Annotated in this window: 8 protein-coding genes; 3 read left to right on the top strand and 5 right to left on the bottom strand. The window is 62.7% G+C overall.

Annotated elements, in window-relative coordinates:
* The first annotated feature begins 39 nt into the window (after nt 1–39).
* Complete coding sequence (locus KW838_RS02625) at nt 40–1,533, top strand: DUF1254 domain-containing protein (RefSeq protein ID WP_218500267.1); 1,494 nt, start codon at nt 40–42, stop codon at nt 1,531–1,533.
* A gap of 322 nt (nt 1,534–1,855) precedes the next feature.
* On the opposite strand, the gene KW838_RS02620 is transcribed toward KW838_RS02625, so the two are convergent.
* From KW838_RS02620 to KW838_RS02610, 3 genes are all read right to left on the bottom strand, one after another.
* Nucleotides 1,856–2,728 (bottom strand): class I SAM-dependent methyltransferase, encoded by an 873-nt coding sequence (locus tag KW838_RS02620; protein WP_218500266.1) that lies wholly within the window; start codon nt 2,726–2,728, stop codon nt 1,856–1,858.
* A 66-nt stretch (nt 2,729–2,794) separates the two neighbouring features.
* A complete protein-coding gene (locus tag KW838_RS02615; protein WP_218500265.1) occupies nt 2,795–3,640 on the bottom strand; it encodes an alpha/beta fold hydrolase in 846 nt (281 codons plus the stop codon).
* A 196-nt stretch (nt 3,641–3,836) separates the two neighbouring features.
* A complete protein-coding gene (locus KW838_RS02610; protein ID WP_218500264.1) occupies nt 3,837–4,730 on the bottom strand; it encodes an NAD(P)/FAD-dependent oxidoreductase in 894 nt (297 codons plus the stop codon).
* A 107-nt stretch (nt 4,731–4,837) separates the two neighbouring features.
* Between KW838_RS02610 and KW838_RS02605 the strand changes: the two genes are divergently transcribed.
* A complete protein-coding gene (locus KW838_RS02605) occupies nt 4,838–5,485 on the top strand; it encodes a TetR/AcrR family transcriptional regulator (RefSeq protein ID WP_218500263.1) in 648 nt (215 codons plus the stop codon).
* A gap of 174 nt (nt 5,486–5,659) precedes the next feature.
* Here KW838_RS02605 and KW838_RS02600 read toward each other — a convergent pair whose 3' ends face one another.
* Nucleotides 5,660–6,382: a Crp/Fnr family transcriptional regulator gene (locus tag KW838_RS02600; protein ID WP_218500262.1), complete on the bottom strand. Its 723-nt coding sequence runs from the start codon at nt 6,380–6,382 to the stop codon at nt 5,660–5,662.
* A gap of 148 nt (nt 6,383–6,530) precedes the next feature.
* On the opposite strand from KW838_RS02600, the gene KW838_RS02595 reads away from it, so the two are divergent.
* Nucleotides 6,531–6,710, top strand: coding sequence for a hypothetical protein (locus KW838_RS02595; protein ID WP_218500261.1), 180 nt, complete (start codon nt 6,531–6,533; stop codon nt 6,708–6,710).
* A 27-nt stretch (nt 6,711–6,737) separates the two neighbouring features.
* Here the strand turns inward: KW838_RS02595 and KW838_RS02590 are convergent, their stop codons facing one another.
* Nucleotides 6,738–15,416, bottom strand: coding sequence for a GH36-type glycosyl hydrolase domain-containing protein (locus tag KW838_RS02590; protein WP_218500260.1), 8,679 nt, complete (start codon nt 15,414–15,416; stop codon nt 6,738–6,740).
* Nucleotides 15,417–15,436 lie beyond the last annotated feature (20 nt).

Raw genomic sequence — 15,436 nt, 5'->3', positions numbered from 1 at the left:
CCCTATTTATCTTCAAACTGCGCCACATAAGGACATCCCATGAGCAGCTTGCGTAACACCCTGACCGCCCTGGCAGTGGCGGTCTCCCTGAGCGGCGTCGCCGATGCCGCCACGCGTTACGAAGAGCTGGCCAACCAGCCCTTCGAAAACGGTTTCCCGACCGAGGCCACCGCACGCAGCATGATCGACGAGCTGATTTTCCAGCGCGCCGTGCAGTCGTATCTCTGGTCGTTGCCAGCCATCAACATCTGGTCGATGAAGGAGGCGTCGGAGAAACAATTCGGCGCCGGCTACAACATCCTGCCGACCTGGAAAAAACGCATCAACGCCAAGACCTTGGTGACCACGCCGAACTCCGACCTGGTCTACGCCATGAGCTATCTGGACCTGGCGAAGTACGGTCCGCTGGTGGTTGAAGCGCCGCCCGGCGTGCAGGGCATGTTCGACGACTTCTTCCAGCGGCCGATTGTCGGTCCGACCATTGACGGCAAGACCTGGCGCGGCGACGTCGGCCTGGCGGGCCCCGACAAGGGCAAGGGTGGCACCTATGTGCTGCTGCCGCCTGGCTACACCGGCCCGGAGCCCACCGAAGGTTTCGTCTACCGCTCGCGCACCAACAACGTGTTCCTGTTCTGGCGCACTTTCTTCAAAGACCCGAAAGACCTGAGCGTGCCGGTGGCCGAAGTCGAGCGCACCAAGATCTATCCGCTGGGCAAGAAGGATTCGGCGCTGCCGATGCAGTTCCCCGATGCCACCGGTGCACCGATCAACATGCTGTTCCCCGAGGATGGCCGGTACTTCGATCTGCTGTCGCGCTTCATTGAAGCCGAAGCTGTCGACCCGGCGGACATGGACATGCGCGGCTTCCTGCACACCATCGGCATCGAAAAGGGCAAGGCCTTCGCCCCGGATGCACAGCGGCGCAAGCTGCTGGATGAGGCGGCACGCACCGCGTTCAAGATGAGCAAGGTGGTCACCAGTCATCTGCTGATGAAAGAGCCGGGCGGCCTGTACTACACGGATCGCCAGTACGTGAACACCTTCGCCGGGGAAAACACCGAGTTCCAGTCCAGCGGCACGTTCACCAACCTCGAGCAGCGTGTGGCGTTCTTCACCTCTGCCTACTCGGACAGTCCGGGCATGGTGATGAACATGGTCGGCGCCGGCGCCAAATATCCCGCCACCACCCGCGATGCCGACGGCAAGTTCCTCGACGGCGCCCACACCTACAAGCTCAACCTGCCCGCCAATGTGCCGGCGGCGTTGTTCTGGTCGGTGACTGCCTACGACAACCTGACGGCATCGGGCCTCGACAACGGCCAGCCGTTCCCGTCGCTCAACCAGATGGACAAACCGGCGCAGAACAGCGATGGCTCGACCGACCTCTACTTCGGCCCTGAATCACCGGGTACGGGCAAGAACTGGATACGTACCGTGCCGGGCAAAGGCTTCCTGGTGATCGTGCGTTTGTATGGTCCCAAGCAAGCGTTTTTCGATCAGAGCTGGAAGCCCAGTGATTTGATCAAACAGTAATGATGAGTTGCCTTGCCCCGTTGTAAAGCGGGGCAGGGCGAACCAGGGAGAGACTGCTGAGCTAAATTAGCCGGTGCGTTAACCGGCGCGACGATCAGTATCCATTTCCATTGTCCGATTTGAGGGGACTCAGACAGTTCAGTTTGCTTTACCAGTCGCTGAACAACGCCAGGTAATGACGTGATACTGATAGTCCGCAATTGGCCGATTTGGACCATTCGCGAGTGCTCGCTTTTGCCGGGGACGGATGACCAAGCCAAAAGTGGCATTGATCTGATCGGCCAAAGACGCTTCGATCCACCGAGCGGGGCTTCTCACCCTGTTAATCCCTGTTAGCTGCCGTATTGAGTGCCATGACGATCCACGCCGCGCCGTTGATCATCACAGACCGCTCGCCGGGGATGCCCGCGAAGGCTGTGCGAACCGCGGTCGAGGCACGGGCGCGGATGTCGTCAGGCTGATTAGCGAGCACAAGCGACAGCGGGCCGCCCTCGAACGCCATCTTTACCGCGTCGTCGATCGCCGCGTCCCGCGTCTCGCCCTCGCCGAACGGGATGGAAGCATCGAAGGGCGTGATAGTGACATCGGTGAAGCCGGCTGCTGTCAGGATGCGTGCCACCCGCTCCCGGTCGCCGAACGAGAATGGGCCGGGCGCTTCGGGATCGGGCGGGGTGATCGGCGGGACGATCCCCTTGATCGCGCCCATCGGCAAGCGCACCCAATCGTTCTCGGCCATGCCGCGCCAGCAGACGAAAGCGACCCGCGCGCCCGGCTTGAGCGCACGGCGCATATTAGCGAATGCCGCCGTCGGATCGTCGAAGAACATCACTCCGAAGCGCGAGAACAGGATGTCGAACGCGCCCTCGGGCAATTCGGTGCTGCTGGCGTCGGCCACCTGGAACAGGGCCGGCGTATCCTGCGGCGTTAGCGCGCGCGCTCTGCTGATCAGCGGTTCGGATATGTCCACGCCGAGCACATGGCCGCCCGCGCCGACGCGGGCGGCCAGATCCAGAGTAGACGCCCCCGCGCCGCAGCCGACGTCCAGCACGCGTTCGTCCGTGGCGGGCGCCGCGGCTTCGATCGCGGCCTGGCCGAACACCGCCATCATGGCATCGAGCCGAGCCTGGTTGGCGACCCAGTACTCCCCGCTTTGACCATTCCAGTCGGCGACTGGATAGGCATTTTGCTCTTTCATGCTATCTCCTTGTTCTGATTCGTTTGTAACTGGCTACCCTTTAATCGAGGCAAGGGGGAAAGGACGCTACTTGGCCCATGCCGCGATCCGTTCCGCGATCGCCTCAGGGGCCTCGATGTGCAGGAAGTGACCGACGCCGGGGACGACCTCCATCGCGTGCGGGGCGGCGAACCGATGTCGGTCGTCGACCTGCGGGGGAAGGATGCAGCCGTCGTTGGCACCGTGAAGCTGCAACAGGGGCACCGCGATCGGCTGCGAAAGACGGCGCGTCGCCCCAAGCATGCCGGGGCGCAGCATTGCCCGGTAGTACTTTAGGGGCGCGGGCATGCTGGCCCGCAGGTGCTCGCGTAGCTCCGCCTGGAGAGCAGGATCGAGGGAGAGGCCGGGCGACCACTGACGCCAGAGGCGGTGGATGAGGGCGAAGTCGCGGGCTGTGACCATCCAGCCGCTTCCTGGCAGTTGAAAGAGCCCCATGTACCAGCTCCGGCGTAGCTGAGCGGGGTGCGTCAGCCGGCTCATGAACGTCAGTGGGTGAGGGATTGCGAGCGTGATCGCTCGTTCGATCTTCTCTGGTGCGGTGACGCAGGCATCATATGTAATCAGGGCGCCCCAATCGTGGCCAATCAACTCCACGGCTCGCCCCGGAGACCAGCGGTCGATCAGCGCGAGCACGTCGCTGGTGAGGGCTGCGAAGTCGAACGGCCCCGCGGTCGGGGACGGCGCGTAACCACGAAGCCAGGGGGCGACGACGCGACGTCCGCGGCGACCGAGCTCGGCAAGGAAGGGCTTCGCGGTCGGCGGATGGTCCGGGAACCCGTGCAAGACAAGCGTCGGTTGACCATCGGGATCGCCACACTGCAGCGCGTGAAAGGTGCCGTGTGGCAGATCGAAGGTAACGTGTTCGAACTCCATGTGTGTCAGCCTTTTCCAAGAGTGGTCGGACGAGAGATGCTGATGCTGGCTTCGGTGCCTCTGGTTTTGGACATGTGCGTCTCCTCAGGCACCGGGTGAGCTGCGGGGGCAGCCGTCCAGTCGGTTTTCGATGACACCGGCCCGCGACCTTCAGAATCCGATAGCCCGCGGCAACCGGAGAAGGGAATCTGTGCTCTCAAACCAGCATCGACTGTTGGGCGAAGATACCCGCCATCGCGCCTTGCCATGATGCCGTGGTGACCGAGGCCATGAGGGGATTGGCGAGGTCGCCGGCGGCGTAGACGCCGGGCATGCTGGTTTCGCGGCGCTCGTCGACCTGTAGGGCGATGCCCAGGGGGGTGTCGACCGTCGCAAGGCCCAGTGATTCATGCAGGGGGGCGGACGGCTTGTTGCGCGGATGCGCGAACAGAATGTCGACCGCGACAGGGGGGCCGGCGTCGAGCCTGACGGTGGCGTTATAGCTCTCGTCATGGTCGATTTCGGTGATCCAGCCATCGACGACAGGGATGCCGCGGCGCACCAGATCGGCCCGGATGTCGGGTGGAATGTCGTGACCATTGGCGAAGACCGTTAATGTGTCGGTCCAGTCGTGGTACAGCCTGACGTAGTTGTGCGACGGCGGGCCGGACCAGACGAGACCCCAATGCCGGCCGGCAACTTCAAAGCCGTCGCAATAGGGGCAAGGCACGATGGAGGTGCCCCAGCCTTCGGCAAAGCCGGGAACTTCAGGCATCTGGTCGGCGACGCCATAGCTCAGGATCAGGCGGCGCGCCTTGAGGCTTTCGCCATCGCCAGTGAGGACGGAGAAATCGTTGATGGCGCCGGAGATACTCTCAGCCCGGGTAGTGACCAGCCTGACCGTGGGATAGCGCGCCAGCTGCTGCCGCGCCTCGGCCAGGATCTCCAGCGGTGGCTTGTGGTCGTGGCCGAGCAGGCCATGCGAGTGGTTGGCGAAGCGATTGCGCGGCAGGCCGGTATCGAGAACGGTGACCTTGCGGCGGGCACGGCCGAGCTGCAGGGCGGCGGCAAGACCGGCAAAGCTGCCGCCTATGATGAGGACGTCATTCATGGTGATGGGCTCCGCGTTGTGGATGAAGGGAGATTGGCATGTACTTTTAAGATACTTTGAAGTACCCTAATTCATGAATTAGAATACTGTCAAGTACTGGAATTTTTATGACCGAAAACAGCCAGGGCCGGCGCGGCCGGCCCGCTAACGAGACGCTTGGTCAAACAATCGTCGACGCCGCGTGCGAACTTTTTGTGGAGTTGGGTTTTCAAGCGACGACCATGGACAAGGTCGCCCAGCGGGCGAAGATCTCCAAGCTAAGCATCTATCGGCACTTCGAGAACAAGGAGGCGCTCTTCAGCGCGGCCATCGCGGCCCACTGCCAGCAGTTTGCACCACAGGCCCTTTTTGAAGGCTTCGACGGTTCGGCCGAAGATCAGCTCATGGCGGTGGGATCAACCTTGCTTCGCACCCTGTTGAGCCCGGACGTGCGCAGTGTCGAAGCCATGATCATGGCCGACAAGACGAATCAAAAGTCGTTAAGCAAGCGCCAATACGAAGCCGGCCCCGCCTATGTCATCGCCCAAATCGAGGCCCTGTTGCGTCAGTTGCACGCGAAGGCGATTTTGAACGTGCCCGATCCTCTCCAGTCCGCCCGCTTGTTTGCCGCGCTTTTCAAAGGATCCGATCTCCTGATTATCGCGCGCTTCGATGAGGCGAGAGCAGAGGACGACAACGAAATCGAATCCTATTGCCGGTCGGCCGTCGACATGTTCATCGCCGCGCACGGTGGCAATGACCACGCGGGCGAATAAGCATTTGATTGCTCCGGGCAGCTTGGCCTGGGGCGTCGTCCAGACGCTTCGTCATATTGGGCTGGCGCGCGCCAATATGGCGACAGTATCGAAACGCTTCTTTGGTGGATCACCTTCAGCATTTCACGAACTGGCAACTTCGTGACCGGGGTCGTCCCGACAAACCTTCACCAGTCACCTCGCCCAGGGAAAGTAGGGCAGCAATCGTTCCGTCTCCTTTCTGACCACGGCGTAGCATTCACAACTCAGCGCCTCGAGCCGGGCCCTGTCCAGGATCTTGATGTGTCCCCGACTGTATTCGATGACACCCAGGCGCTGGAGCTTGCCGGCGGCGTCGGTCACGCCTTCGCGGCGTACACCCAGCATGTTGGCGATCAACTCCTGGGTCATGGTCAGTTCATTGCCTTGCAGGCGATCGAGCGACAACAGCAACCAGCGGCACAGCTGCTGGTCGATGGAGTGGTGGCGGTTGCACACTGCCGTCTGGGCCATTTGCGTGATCAGGGCCTGGGTGTAGCGCAGCATCAGCAGCAGCATCTCTTCATGGCGGTTGAACTCATCCTTGAGTGGCTGGCCGGGTAACCGGTAAGCATGCCCGGCACTTTGCACAACGGCGCGGCTGGGCGTGCTTTCGCCGCCCATGAAGACTGCAACGCCGATCAGGCCTTCGTTGCCGACCACCGAAATCTCGGCCGAGGCACCGTTCTCCATCACATACAACAGCGACACGATGGAGTCGGTGGGGAAGTAGACATGCCGCAGGGCGCCGCCGGACTCATAGAGCACTTTGCCCAGTGGCAGCTCGACCAGTTCGAGGTGGGGGAGCAGGCGCTCCAGTGCTGGCGCCGGAAGTGCCGCCAGCAGGTAGTTCTGTTGTGGCTTGGGTACAGCAAACATATCAGCCACCCTTCGAGGGAGAATTCCCTGAGGGGGACAGGGTACTCCAAAGCGCGCTATGCGGGGCAGCGCACCGAAGCAGCCGCTGCCATCTGCCATGCTCAAGGGAGCGACGCTGCCTCTGCAGCGCCGAATGTTGGAGGTTGTCATGAGCAAGCACATTGACCCGAATCTTCGCCAGGGCCCTGGCAAGCCCACTGCGAAACAGCCACAGAGCACGCCGCTCCCCCTGCATGACAAGCCCGGGCAGGCTGCCAACCCGCCCGTACACATCAAACTGGGTGAGGCCGTGCAGCCGCACCACCAGGGCCCGAGTCATCCAGTCTGAATCCAGGCCCGCCTAGAGCGCTGTTTCTCAGCGCTCAAGATCGGTTTCGACGGTTCTATCCCACCCTGGGGTTTCGGGTTGGTGCGCTTTTACCGGGCATGTCACCACGACCTGATGTTCTGTGCCGTCATCGAGCAATTCCAGCGCGTCATTGCCCAGCAGCTCGCCGTCCAGCGTGATCGAGGCAGTAGTGCTTGTGCCGGGGCGTACATGGATCTGGTAATGCGTCGCCCCATAGCGGTAGCGCAGCGTGTAGCCAGGCCAGCCCTGCGCCAGCAGCGGTACGATATGCAATGCAGTCCCGACCCGCTGCAATCCGAGTAATGACTCCACGATGAAGCGGTACGTCCAGCCGGCCGACCCGGTGTACCAGGTCCACCCCCCACGGCCTGCATGGGGCGGCGTGCCGTAGACGTCGGCAGCCATGACATAGGGCTCGACCTTGTAGGTTTCGAGGCGCTTGGCGACTTCATGGCCGGCGGGGTTGATCATGTTGAGCAAGCGCCAGGCACTGATGTCGTCGCCAAGCTCGGCGAACGCCATGCCGGCCCAGACGGCGGCATGGGTGTACTGGCCGCCATTTTCCCGTACGCCCGGCACGTAGCCCTTGATATAGCCGGGCTCGAGCGAGCCTGTGTCGAAGGGTGGATCGAGCAGCAGGACCGCGCCTGTGTCGGGCCGTACCAGATGCTGCTCGAATGACGCCATGGCCGTGCGGCGCCGCGTTGGCGAGGCGGCCCCCGACAGTACCGACCAGCTTTGCGAGATCGAGTCGATGCGGCATTCGTCATTGTGGGCCGAGCCCAGGACCTGGCCGTCGTCGAACCAGGCGCGCCGGTACCATGAACCGTCCCAGGCATGCTCTTCCAGACTGGCCTGCAGCAAGGCGGCCTGGCGGGTACAACGCTGTGCGAAAACAGGGTCGCCATGCAATTGGGCAGTGATGGCAAACTGCTGCAACACATCAAAGCTGAAGAAGCCCAGCCACACGCTTTCCCCTTGGCCCAGATGGCCGACCCGGTTCATCCCGTCGTTCCAGTCGCCCGTGCCCATCAACGGCAGGCCGTGGCTGCCGCGCTGCAGGCCGTGTTCGATGGCGCGAACACAATGCTGATAGAGGCTTTCTTCGAGGTGCGATTTGCCCGGCAGGTCGTAATAGGACTCTTCCCCAGCATATAGCGGTCGGCCTTCAAGGTAACCCACGGGTTCGGCCAGCACGCTGAGGTCGCCGGTGACGCTGAGATAGTGACTGGTCGCCAGCGCCAGCCACAGATAATCGTCCGAACAGCCACTGCGCACCCCCCGATCGAGCGGCGGGTGCCACCAATGTTGCACGTCGCCTTCGGCATATTGATGGGCTGCACACAACAACAAATGGCCACGTACGCTGGCGGGATCGGCATGGATCATCGCCATGCTGTCTTGCAGTTGATCGCGAAAGCCGATGGCCCCGCCGGACTGGTAGTAACCACTGCGGGCCTGGAAGCGACAGGCGATGACCTGGTACATCAACCAGCCATTGACCATGACATCGATGCTCGGGTCGGGGGTCTGGACCTGAATCACGCCCAGTTGCGAACGCCAATGTTCGCGTACCGCCTCGAGTTCTGCGGTGGCCGCCCCCAGGCCGCGGTACTGTTGAACCAGGCGCAGGGCTGAGGTGGTATCCCTGGCGGCACCGAGGCGGAAGACCACGTCCTGGTCGTCACCGTTGTCGAGGTCGAGGGTCACCTGAATCGCCGCACAGGGATCCATGCCCCCACCGGTTCGACCCGACAGGCGTGCCTGCTGTAGTCCGGCAGGTGCCTTGAGGCTGCCATTGCGGCCAATGAACTCGGTGCGATCGCCGCTGATGCTGGTGGCGGTCGAGTCGGTATCGAGGAACGCCACCCGTTCGCAAAACTCGATCGAATAGGCGTTCCTGGCAAAAAATGCGCCGCTGCTGGGGTCGGCTTCCGTCACCACATGCATCGCCGATTTGCTGCGCAAATCGCCCAGCACCCACTCGACATAGCAGGTCGTCGACAGGCGCCGGGCGCGGCCTGAACGGTTGCGAATCTGCAAGTGCGAGAACTTGATCGAAGCATCCAGCGCCACGTACACCCACAACTCGGTGTGGATACCGTCTTCATCGTGCTCGAAGACGCTGTAGCCGAAACCGTGCCGGGTGCGGTACGCGCCAGTGCCGGGACAAGGCTGTGGCGTCACCGACCAGAAATGCCCGGTTTCTTCATCGCGCACGTAGATCGCCTCGCCGCTGGCGTCGGTGAGCGGGTCGTTATGCCAGGGGCTCAGACGAAATTCGTGAGCGTTTTCCATCCAGGTGTAAGCGCCCCCACTTTCAGAAATTACCGTACCGAAGTGCGGGTTGGCCAATACGTTGGCCCATGGCGCCGGCGTCGGCCTTCCCGGCTGCAAGGTCATGACATACTCGCTGCCGTCGGCACTGAAGCCGCCATAGGCGTTGCCCAGGAGTAAACCGTCGATGGCGGGCAGGGTAGCGGCCGCTTTTGCCTGGCGCTTGTGCGTGGGCACGAATGCCGGGTAGGCCGGGCTTGCGTGACGCCGATGGACCTGCTCGGCAATACTGCCGTTGCCTTCGCTCAGCACCAGGCGCGCCACCGACAGGATCAGCGTGCGGTCCTCGTTGGACAGCTGCTGTGCGGGACGCACGAAAATGCCCCCGGGACGGTCGATCAGCGAAGCTTCGCTGCCGGACGTCACCACCCCCATGATCAAGTCCTGGAGTTGCTGGCGATAGCCGGCCTGGTCTTCGTTCCAGATGACCAGGTCCACCATCAGCCCCTTTTGCCGCCAGTAGGCATGGGCCTTGACCATCTGGTGCACGAGTTCGATGTTGTCGACGGTGGCGATCTGCAGCAGAACGATGGGCAGGTCGCCGGAGATCGCCTGGCCCCAGAGGCTCGATTGATTGCGTCGGTTGGCCATCAGGACGCTGTTTTCCGCGCGTAACGAAGCATTGGCGTAGAGGATCGAAGAGGCCATCTGTTCGAACAGGCGCCCATCTTCCAGCGAGACATTGAGTTGGCGCAGCAACACCTGGCTGTGGGTCCATGCCAGGTCGAAGACGCGATCGGCGAGGTGCCGGTCGCGGTATTTGTTGATCAGGTACAGACAGTCCTCACGGCTGTCCGCGATGCCGGTCACCAGGTCAATGGTCGCCGTTTGTCCGGGGTCCAGGGTGATACGGCAGCGGATGGCCACGATCGGGTCCAGCACCGAGCCTGCGGTGCCGGACAACTGCTCGACATTGCCATCGAGCGCCGCGGGTGCTGAAACGTTGCGTCCGCGGCCGATGAATCGCGCCCGATCGGTCTCGTAGGAAATGGCATCGATGTCCACGCCATGGGCGGCCAGCAGGTGGCACATCCAGGGGACGGCTTCCTCACTGGAGCGACGCCTGCGGGTGCAGACGATGGCCTGCAGCGCTGGCAACAATTCGGTCTGCACGAACAGGTTGCTGAAGGCCGGGTGCATGGCATCACTGATTGCCGGCGCCAGGACCACCTCGGCGTAGGTGGTGATCTCCACGCTACGGCGCACGCGACTGCGGTTGGTGATGTGCAGCCTGCGCAGTTCGATATCGTCTTCGGGGGACACGACGATCTCGGTGTGGGTATCGAAGTCGAGCTCGCGAACACGAAACTCGGCCCGGGCATCGCTGAAAATCGCTTCATGGCTTTCTGGCCGGTGCCGGGTCGGCTGGTGGGCCGAGGACCAGAACACGCCGCTGCTGACATCGCGCAGGTAGCAGAACATGCCCCAGTTGTCGCAGGTCGCGTCTTCATGCCAGCGGGTCACGGCGATGTCGTTGCAGCGGCTGTAACCGCCGCCGGCACTGCTGAGCATGACGTGGTAACGGCCGTTGGACAGTAGCTGGACGGCGGGGCGCTTGCGTCCGGGATCGGCGAACACTCGCAGCCTGGTTTCCTGTGCGCGCCCGTTTTCATCTGTGGCAGGTGCCAGGGTTGCATGCAGGTAAGGTGCGGCGGTTTTGGGGACGCGTTCCTGCAGCAACAGGGTGGTCGCCTGGAAGGCCGGGACCGACTCGAAGCGGCGCTGCATGGGCCGGTCCAGCAGCAGGCTGGTCAAGGCCAGCAGACTCATGCCCTGATGGTGCGCCATGAACGAGCGCACGATCGCATAGCGCTGGCCGCGTGGCAGGCGTGCCTCGGTGTAGTCGACCGCTTCGTACAGGCCATAGCGTCCGGCCGACCCTTGGGCTGCCAGGCGTTGCAGGTTGCGGCAGGCCGCTTGCGGCTCGACCATCAGCGCCAGGGCGCTGGCGTACGGCGCAATCACGGTATCCTCGGCCAACCCGCGCTTGAGGCCAAGGCCTGGAACACCGAACGCCCGATACTGATAATTGAAGTGGGCGTCGAGGGTGTTGTAACCCGACTCGGACACGCCCCAGGGGATGCCCAACAGGTTGCCATGTTCGATCTGCAAGGCCACGGCCGCGCGGCAAGTCTGCTCCAGCAGCGTCCCTTCATAGCTGGGCATGACCAGGTTGGGCATCAGGTACTCGAACATCGATCCTGACCAGGAAAGCAGTACCGGTACCCCCCGATTGTTGCTGAGCAAGCGTCCGAGGGTGAACCAGGCTTGTTGCGGCAGCTGGCCCTGGGCGATGACCACGAAATTGGTCAGGCGAACCTCTGACGCGAGCAGGTCGTAATAACCGTTGTCCAGCCTGCGCTCGTCGGCGTTGTAGCCTATCGAGAACAGGTCACGTTGAGCATCGTAGAGGAAGGTGAAGTCCATGCTCGCCAGTGACGAGGACAACTCGGCCAGGCGCTCAAGGTGGCTGATTCGTGCGCGAGCCAGATGTTGTACGGCCTGCACTTGCGCCTGATTGGCGGGCAGCCACAGCGTGCAATCGAGCTCGGCCATTTGCCGCAGGCTGAGTGCTGGTGCTGGTGCTGGTGCTGGTGCTGGTGCTGGTGCCCGGGCGGGTGCCAATGGCAGCTCGAAGCGCAGTCGTTCCGCCCGCAGATCCGCACACTGTGCCTGCAATGCCTGCAGCCAATAGTGTGCTTCTTCTGCAGCGGTGGCCGCAGTGTCGATTGCCAGGGCATCCGCCAGATCGAGTAATTGCAGGAGGTTGTCCGGGGTGTCCTGGGTCATGGCCAAGGTCACCTTCGTGCGCAGTTCAAGCACGGCACGGTCATCGAGGTTCCCGTCCTGTAACGCCTGCTGCAGCACATCGAGGGTGTCGCCCAGACCGCTGAGGGTGCGCTGATCGAACAGGGGGGTGTCGACCAACCCCAGCAGCCCCGGCCGCAGGGTGAGCAGCAGACCCGCCAGGTTGCCGCTGTCCACGGTGGACACATACCGAGGCGCCAGCGGCAGGAGTGACTGGGTGTCGTACCAGTTGTAGAAGTGCCCATGGTGTCGCTCAAGACCGGCCATGCACTCAAGCGTGGCCGTGACGCGTTCAAGCAGGCGCCCGGTACTCAGGTAACCGAAATCGTGGGCCGCCAGGTGCGAGAGCAAGGCCATGCCCATGTTGGTCGGTGAGGTGCGATGGGCAATGGTTGGCTTGGGTATCTCCTGGACGTTGTCCGGCGGCAACCAGTTGTCCTCAGGCCCCACGTACCGATCGAAGAACGCCCAGGTCCGGCGTGACAGCATGCGCAGGAAGCGCAGCTCTTGCACTGACGGGTCAAACCCCGCCGGGGTTGTCGGCAGGCTGATCCACCAGGCAATCGCCGGACTTACCAGCCACACCAGCAGCAAGGGTGCCGCCAGTGCGAGTACATGAAGAGAGGGGAGCAGGGCCAGGAATAGAATCAGCGCCAGCGCAGGGGCAATCCACATGCTTTTATACATGCCGGACAGATCGTTGCCACTGGAGCGCTCGACTTCACGAGACGGTTGCCATTGCAGCAGGCGGCGCTTGCTGATCAGCATGCGCCACAGTGAGCGGGCAATCGCATCGAAGCTCAACAACGCATCGGATGGCAACCAGACAAGCGACAACAGCGCGCGCATGAAATGCTGGCCCGAGGTCCGTAATGCCGCACTCAGGTGTTGCCCCAATGGAATATCGGCAGCTTTCTGTACCAGCGCCAGTACCGATTGCAGCAAGGGTTGGAGAAATACCAGGATGACCACCGCCAATGTCCAGGAGACGGCCTCGTTCGAACCTAGCCAGCCCCATGTCAGCATGACCAGGAAGGCGCCTGGCTCCAGGCTGCGGCGCAGATTGTCAAAAATCTTCCAGCGGGCAAGGTTGCAAAGAAGGTTGGGCGCAAATCCTCCCTGGGGTTTCGGTGCCCACGGCAAGGCCCAGTACAGCACTTGCCAGTCCCCGCGAATCCAGCGGTGTCGGCGCTTGGCATCGGCGCTGTAGCGAGACGGGTATTCCTCATACAGCTGTACATCGCTGAGCAGCCCGCAGCGGGCATAGCAGCCTTCGATCAGGTCGTGGCTGAGAATGCGGTTGTCGGGCAGGTAGCCCTCGAGTGCCTGTTCGAAGGCGTCGACGGCATAGATGCCCTTGCCGATGAAGGAACCGTTCTGGAACAGGTCCTGATAAACATCGGAGACGGCACGGGTATAAGGATCGACACCGGCATCGCTGCCAAACAGGCGGGCGTAGGTCGAGCGTGCCGTGCTGGGCAGGCTGATCCCCACGCGTGGCTGGAGGATGGCGTAACCGCTGACGATCTTGCCGCTTTGTTCATCGAATACCGGATGGTTCAGCGGGTGCATCATCGCACCGATGCACTGGCGCGCGACATCCCGGGGCAGCAGGGTATCGGTGTCCAGGGTGATGACGAAACGCACCGATTCCAGTGGCGCGACATCACCGACGATCAATGCAAAGCGCTGCTGTCCTTTACCTCGCAGCAACGCGTTGAGCTCGGCGAGCTTGCCGCGCTTGCGTTCATGCCCCATCCATACCCGCTCGGTCGCGCTCCAGTGCCGGGGCCTGTGCAACAGGAAGAACCGGTCGACCTGGCCATCGGCATATTTGTGGTTGAGCGCCTCGATCAGTTGGCGCGCCAGGGCGAGCAATTCGGCATCCTCGGGCATCACCTCGGCAGGGGCGTCCATGAAGTCACTGAGCAGCGCAAAATGCAGGTTGGCATCGCGGTTGGCCAGGAATCGCACTTCCAGGCCTTCCGCCAGGGCCTCGATGTCGCCGGCGTTGGCAAACATCGTCGGCACCGCCACCAGCGTTCGCGCCTCGGTCGGTATGCCCTTGCTGTAATCCAGGCGCGGCAGCAGCGACGGGACGACCGTGAGCGTCACCAGCCAGTTGACCAGCCCGATCGCCAGGCGGCTGGTCATCAATAACGCGGGCACGGCGAGCAGGACCAGGCACCACAGTGGCGTGCCGCTGTGATAGGCACTGCCGAGGAATGGCCAGGCCAGCAGCAGTGTCAGCAGCAGGGAAGGGCACAGGTAGAACTTCAACGGGGCGCTCTGCAGCAGTCGCTTCCATCGCTCGTGCAGCGGCACGCTGGCATGCAGTGCCTGCTCCAGTCTGAGTAACCCGTCAGCCACCAGGTAATAGCCCACGTGCCCGGTGACACCGGCCGTGGGCTGTGTGTTCGCGGCCAGTTCGAGGGATGCTTGTGCCACCCTGGTTTCGGAATGCACGCAATGCCGGGCAAGGCGTTCGACCACATGGCGGTAACGGTCACGGGTGGCAAAGTCCATGTTCGCGTAGACGCCTGCCGGGTCCGTGCGCAATACCTGTTCGACATGGCTGAGCAGCTCGACGAACTCGCGCCAGTCGGTCGCTGCCAGCAACCGCAAGCTGGCGATGCTGTTGCTGATGGACACCTGATCACCGGATTGCTGCTGGGCATCCATCTGCACCAGGCGTTCGACCGTCAGGCCGGAATCACCGAGCGTCTGTTCTATCCACGCCATGGGCAATATCAGCGCGGCGCTTTGTCCGTGCAGGCGGCGCGCCAGTTCCGCAACGAAGGGTGGCGTCATCGGCGGTGCCGATCGCGCCATGTCGGCAACGGTCAATACCACGCTCTTGGCGTCGCGCTCGGCCATTTCGATCAATCGATCGGCCCAGTCATCGGCAAGGTTGCGGTCATCCCGGTTGGCCATGACCCGGGATGCCACGCGCCGCAGGTTCTCGATCAGCGCCAGGCGCAGCATGATCGGGATGGCCCATAGCTCGCCCAGGGTCAGGGCCGTGATGGTCTGATAAGAGGCGATGAAACAATTCAGGCTTGGCGCGTCGACCCGGCCATCGCCGTGCGCGATGGTTTCCAGGGCGATGTCGTAGACCCGCGGCAGGCCTGCCGAAGGGCCTTCGGCCAGGCGTGGCAGCTCGCGGCTATAGCCGTCGGGCAGGTGGGTCCTGGCGGTACGGATGTTTTCTTCGATCAGGTAGAAGTTGTCCAGCAGCCATTCCGCCGCCGGGGTCGCGCGTCGGCTGGACAGCTGTACAGTCTTGAGCGCCGCACAGCTACGTTCCAGAAGCAGTTGGTTGTCAGTCAGACGGCCCAGCAGGGCATCCTTTTTTGACAGGCGCCCGAGCAAATGTTGGCGGGCCAGCACGATGCCGTGGTCTGCCATCTGCTGCGCATTGAACAGGTCGGCACGCAGGATGGGCTCGTACTCGAACTTGTGCCGTGCTGCACTCCACCTGAGCCAGATGGCCGGTGAGCGCCAAAGGCTGGACAGCGTGCGAGTCAGGATATTTTGCATGAATTCCTTCGTACGACCCG

The organism is Pseudomonas sp. PDM27, assembly GCF_019219205.1.
Taxonomy (GTDB): domain Bacteria; phylum Pseudomonadota; class Gammaproteobacteria; order Pseudomonadales; family Pseudomonadaceae; genus Aquipseudomonas; species Aquipseudomonas laurylsulfatiphila.
The sequence above is the reverse complement of the archived record's forward strand: the minus strand, read 5'-3'. Positions and strand labels throughout refer to the sequence as shown.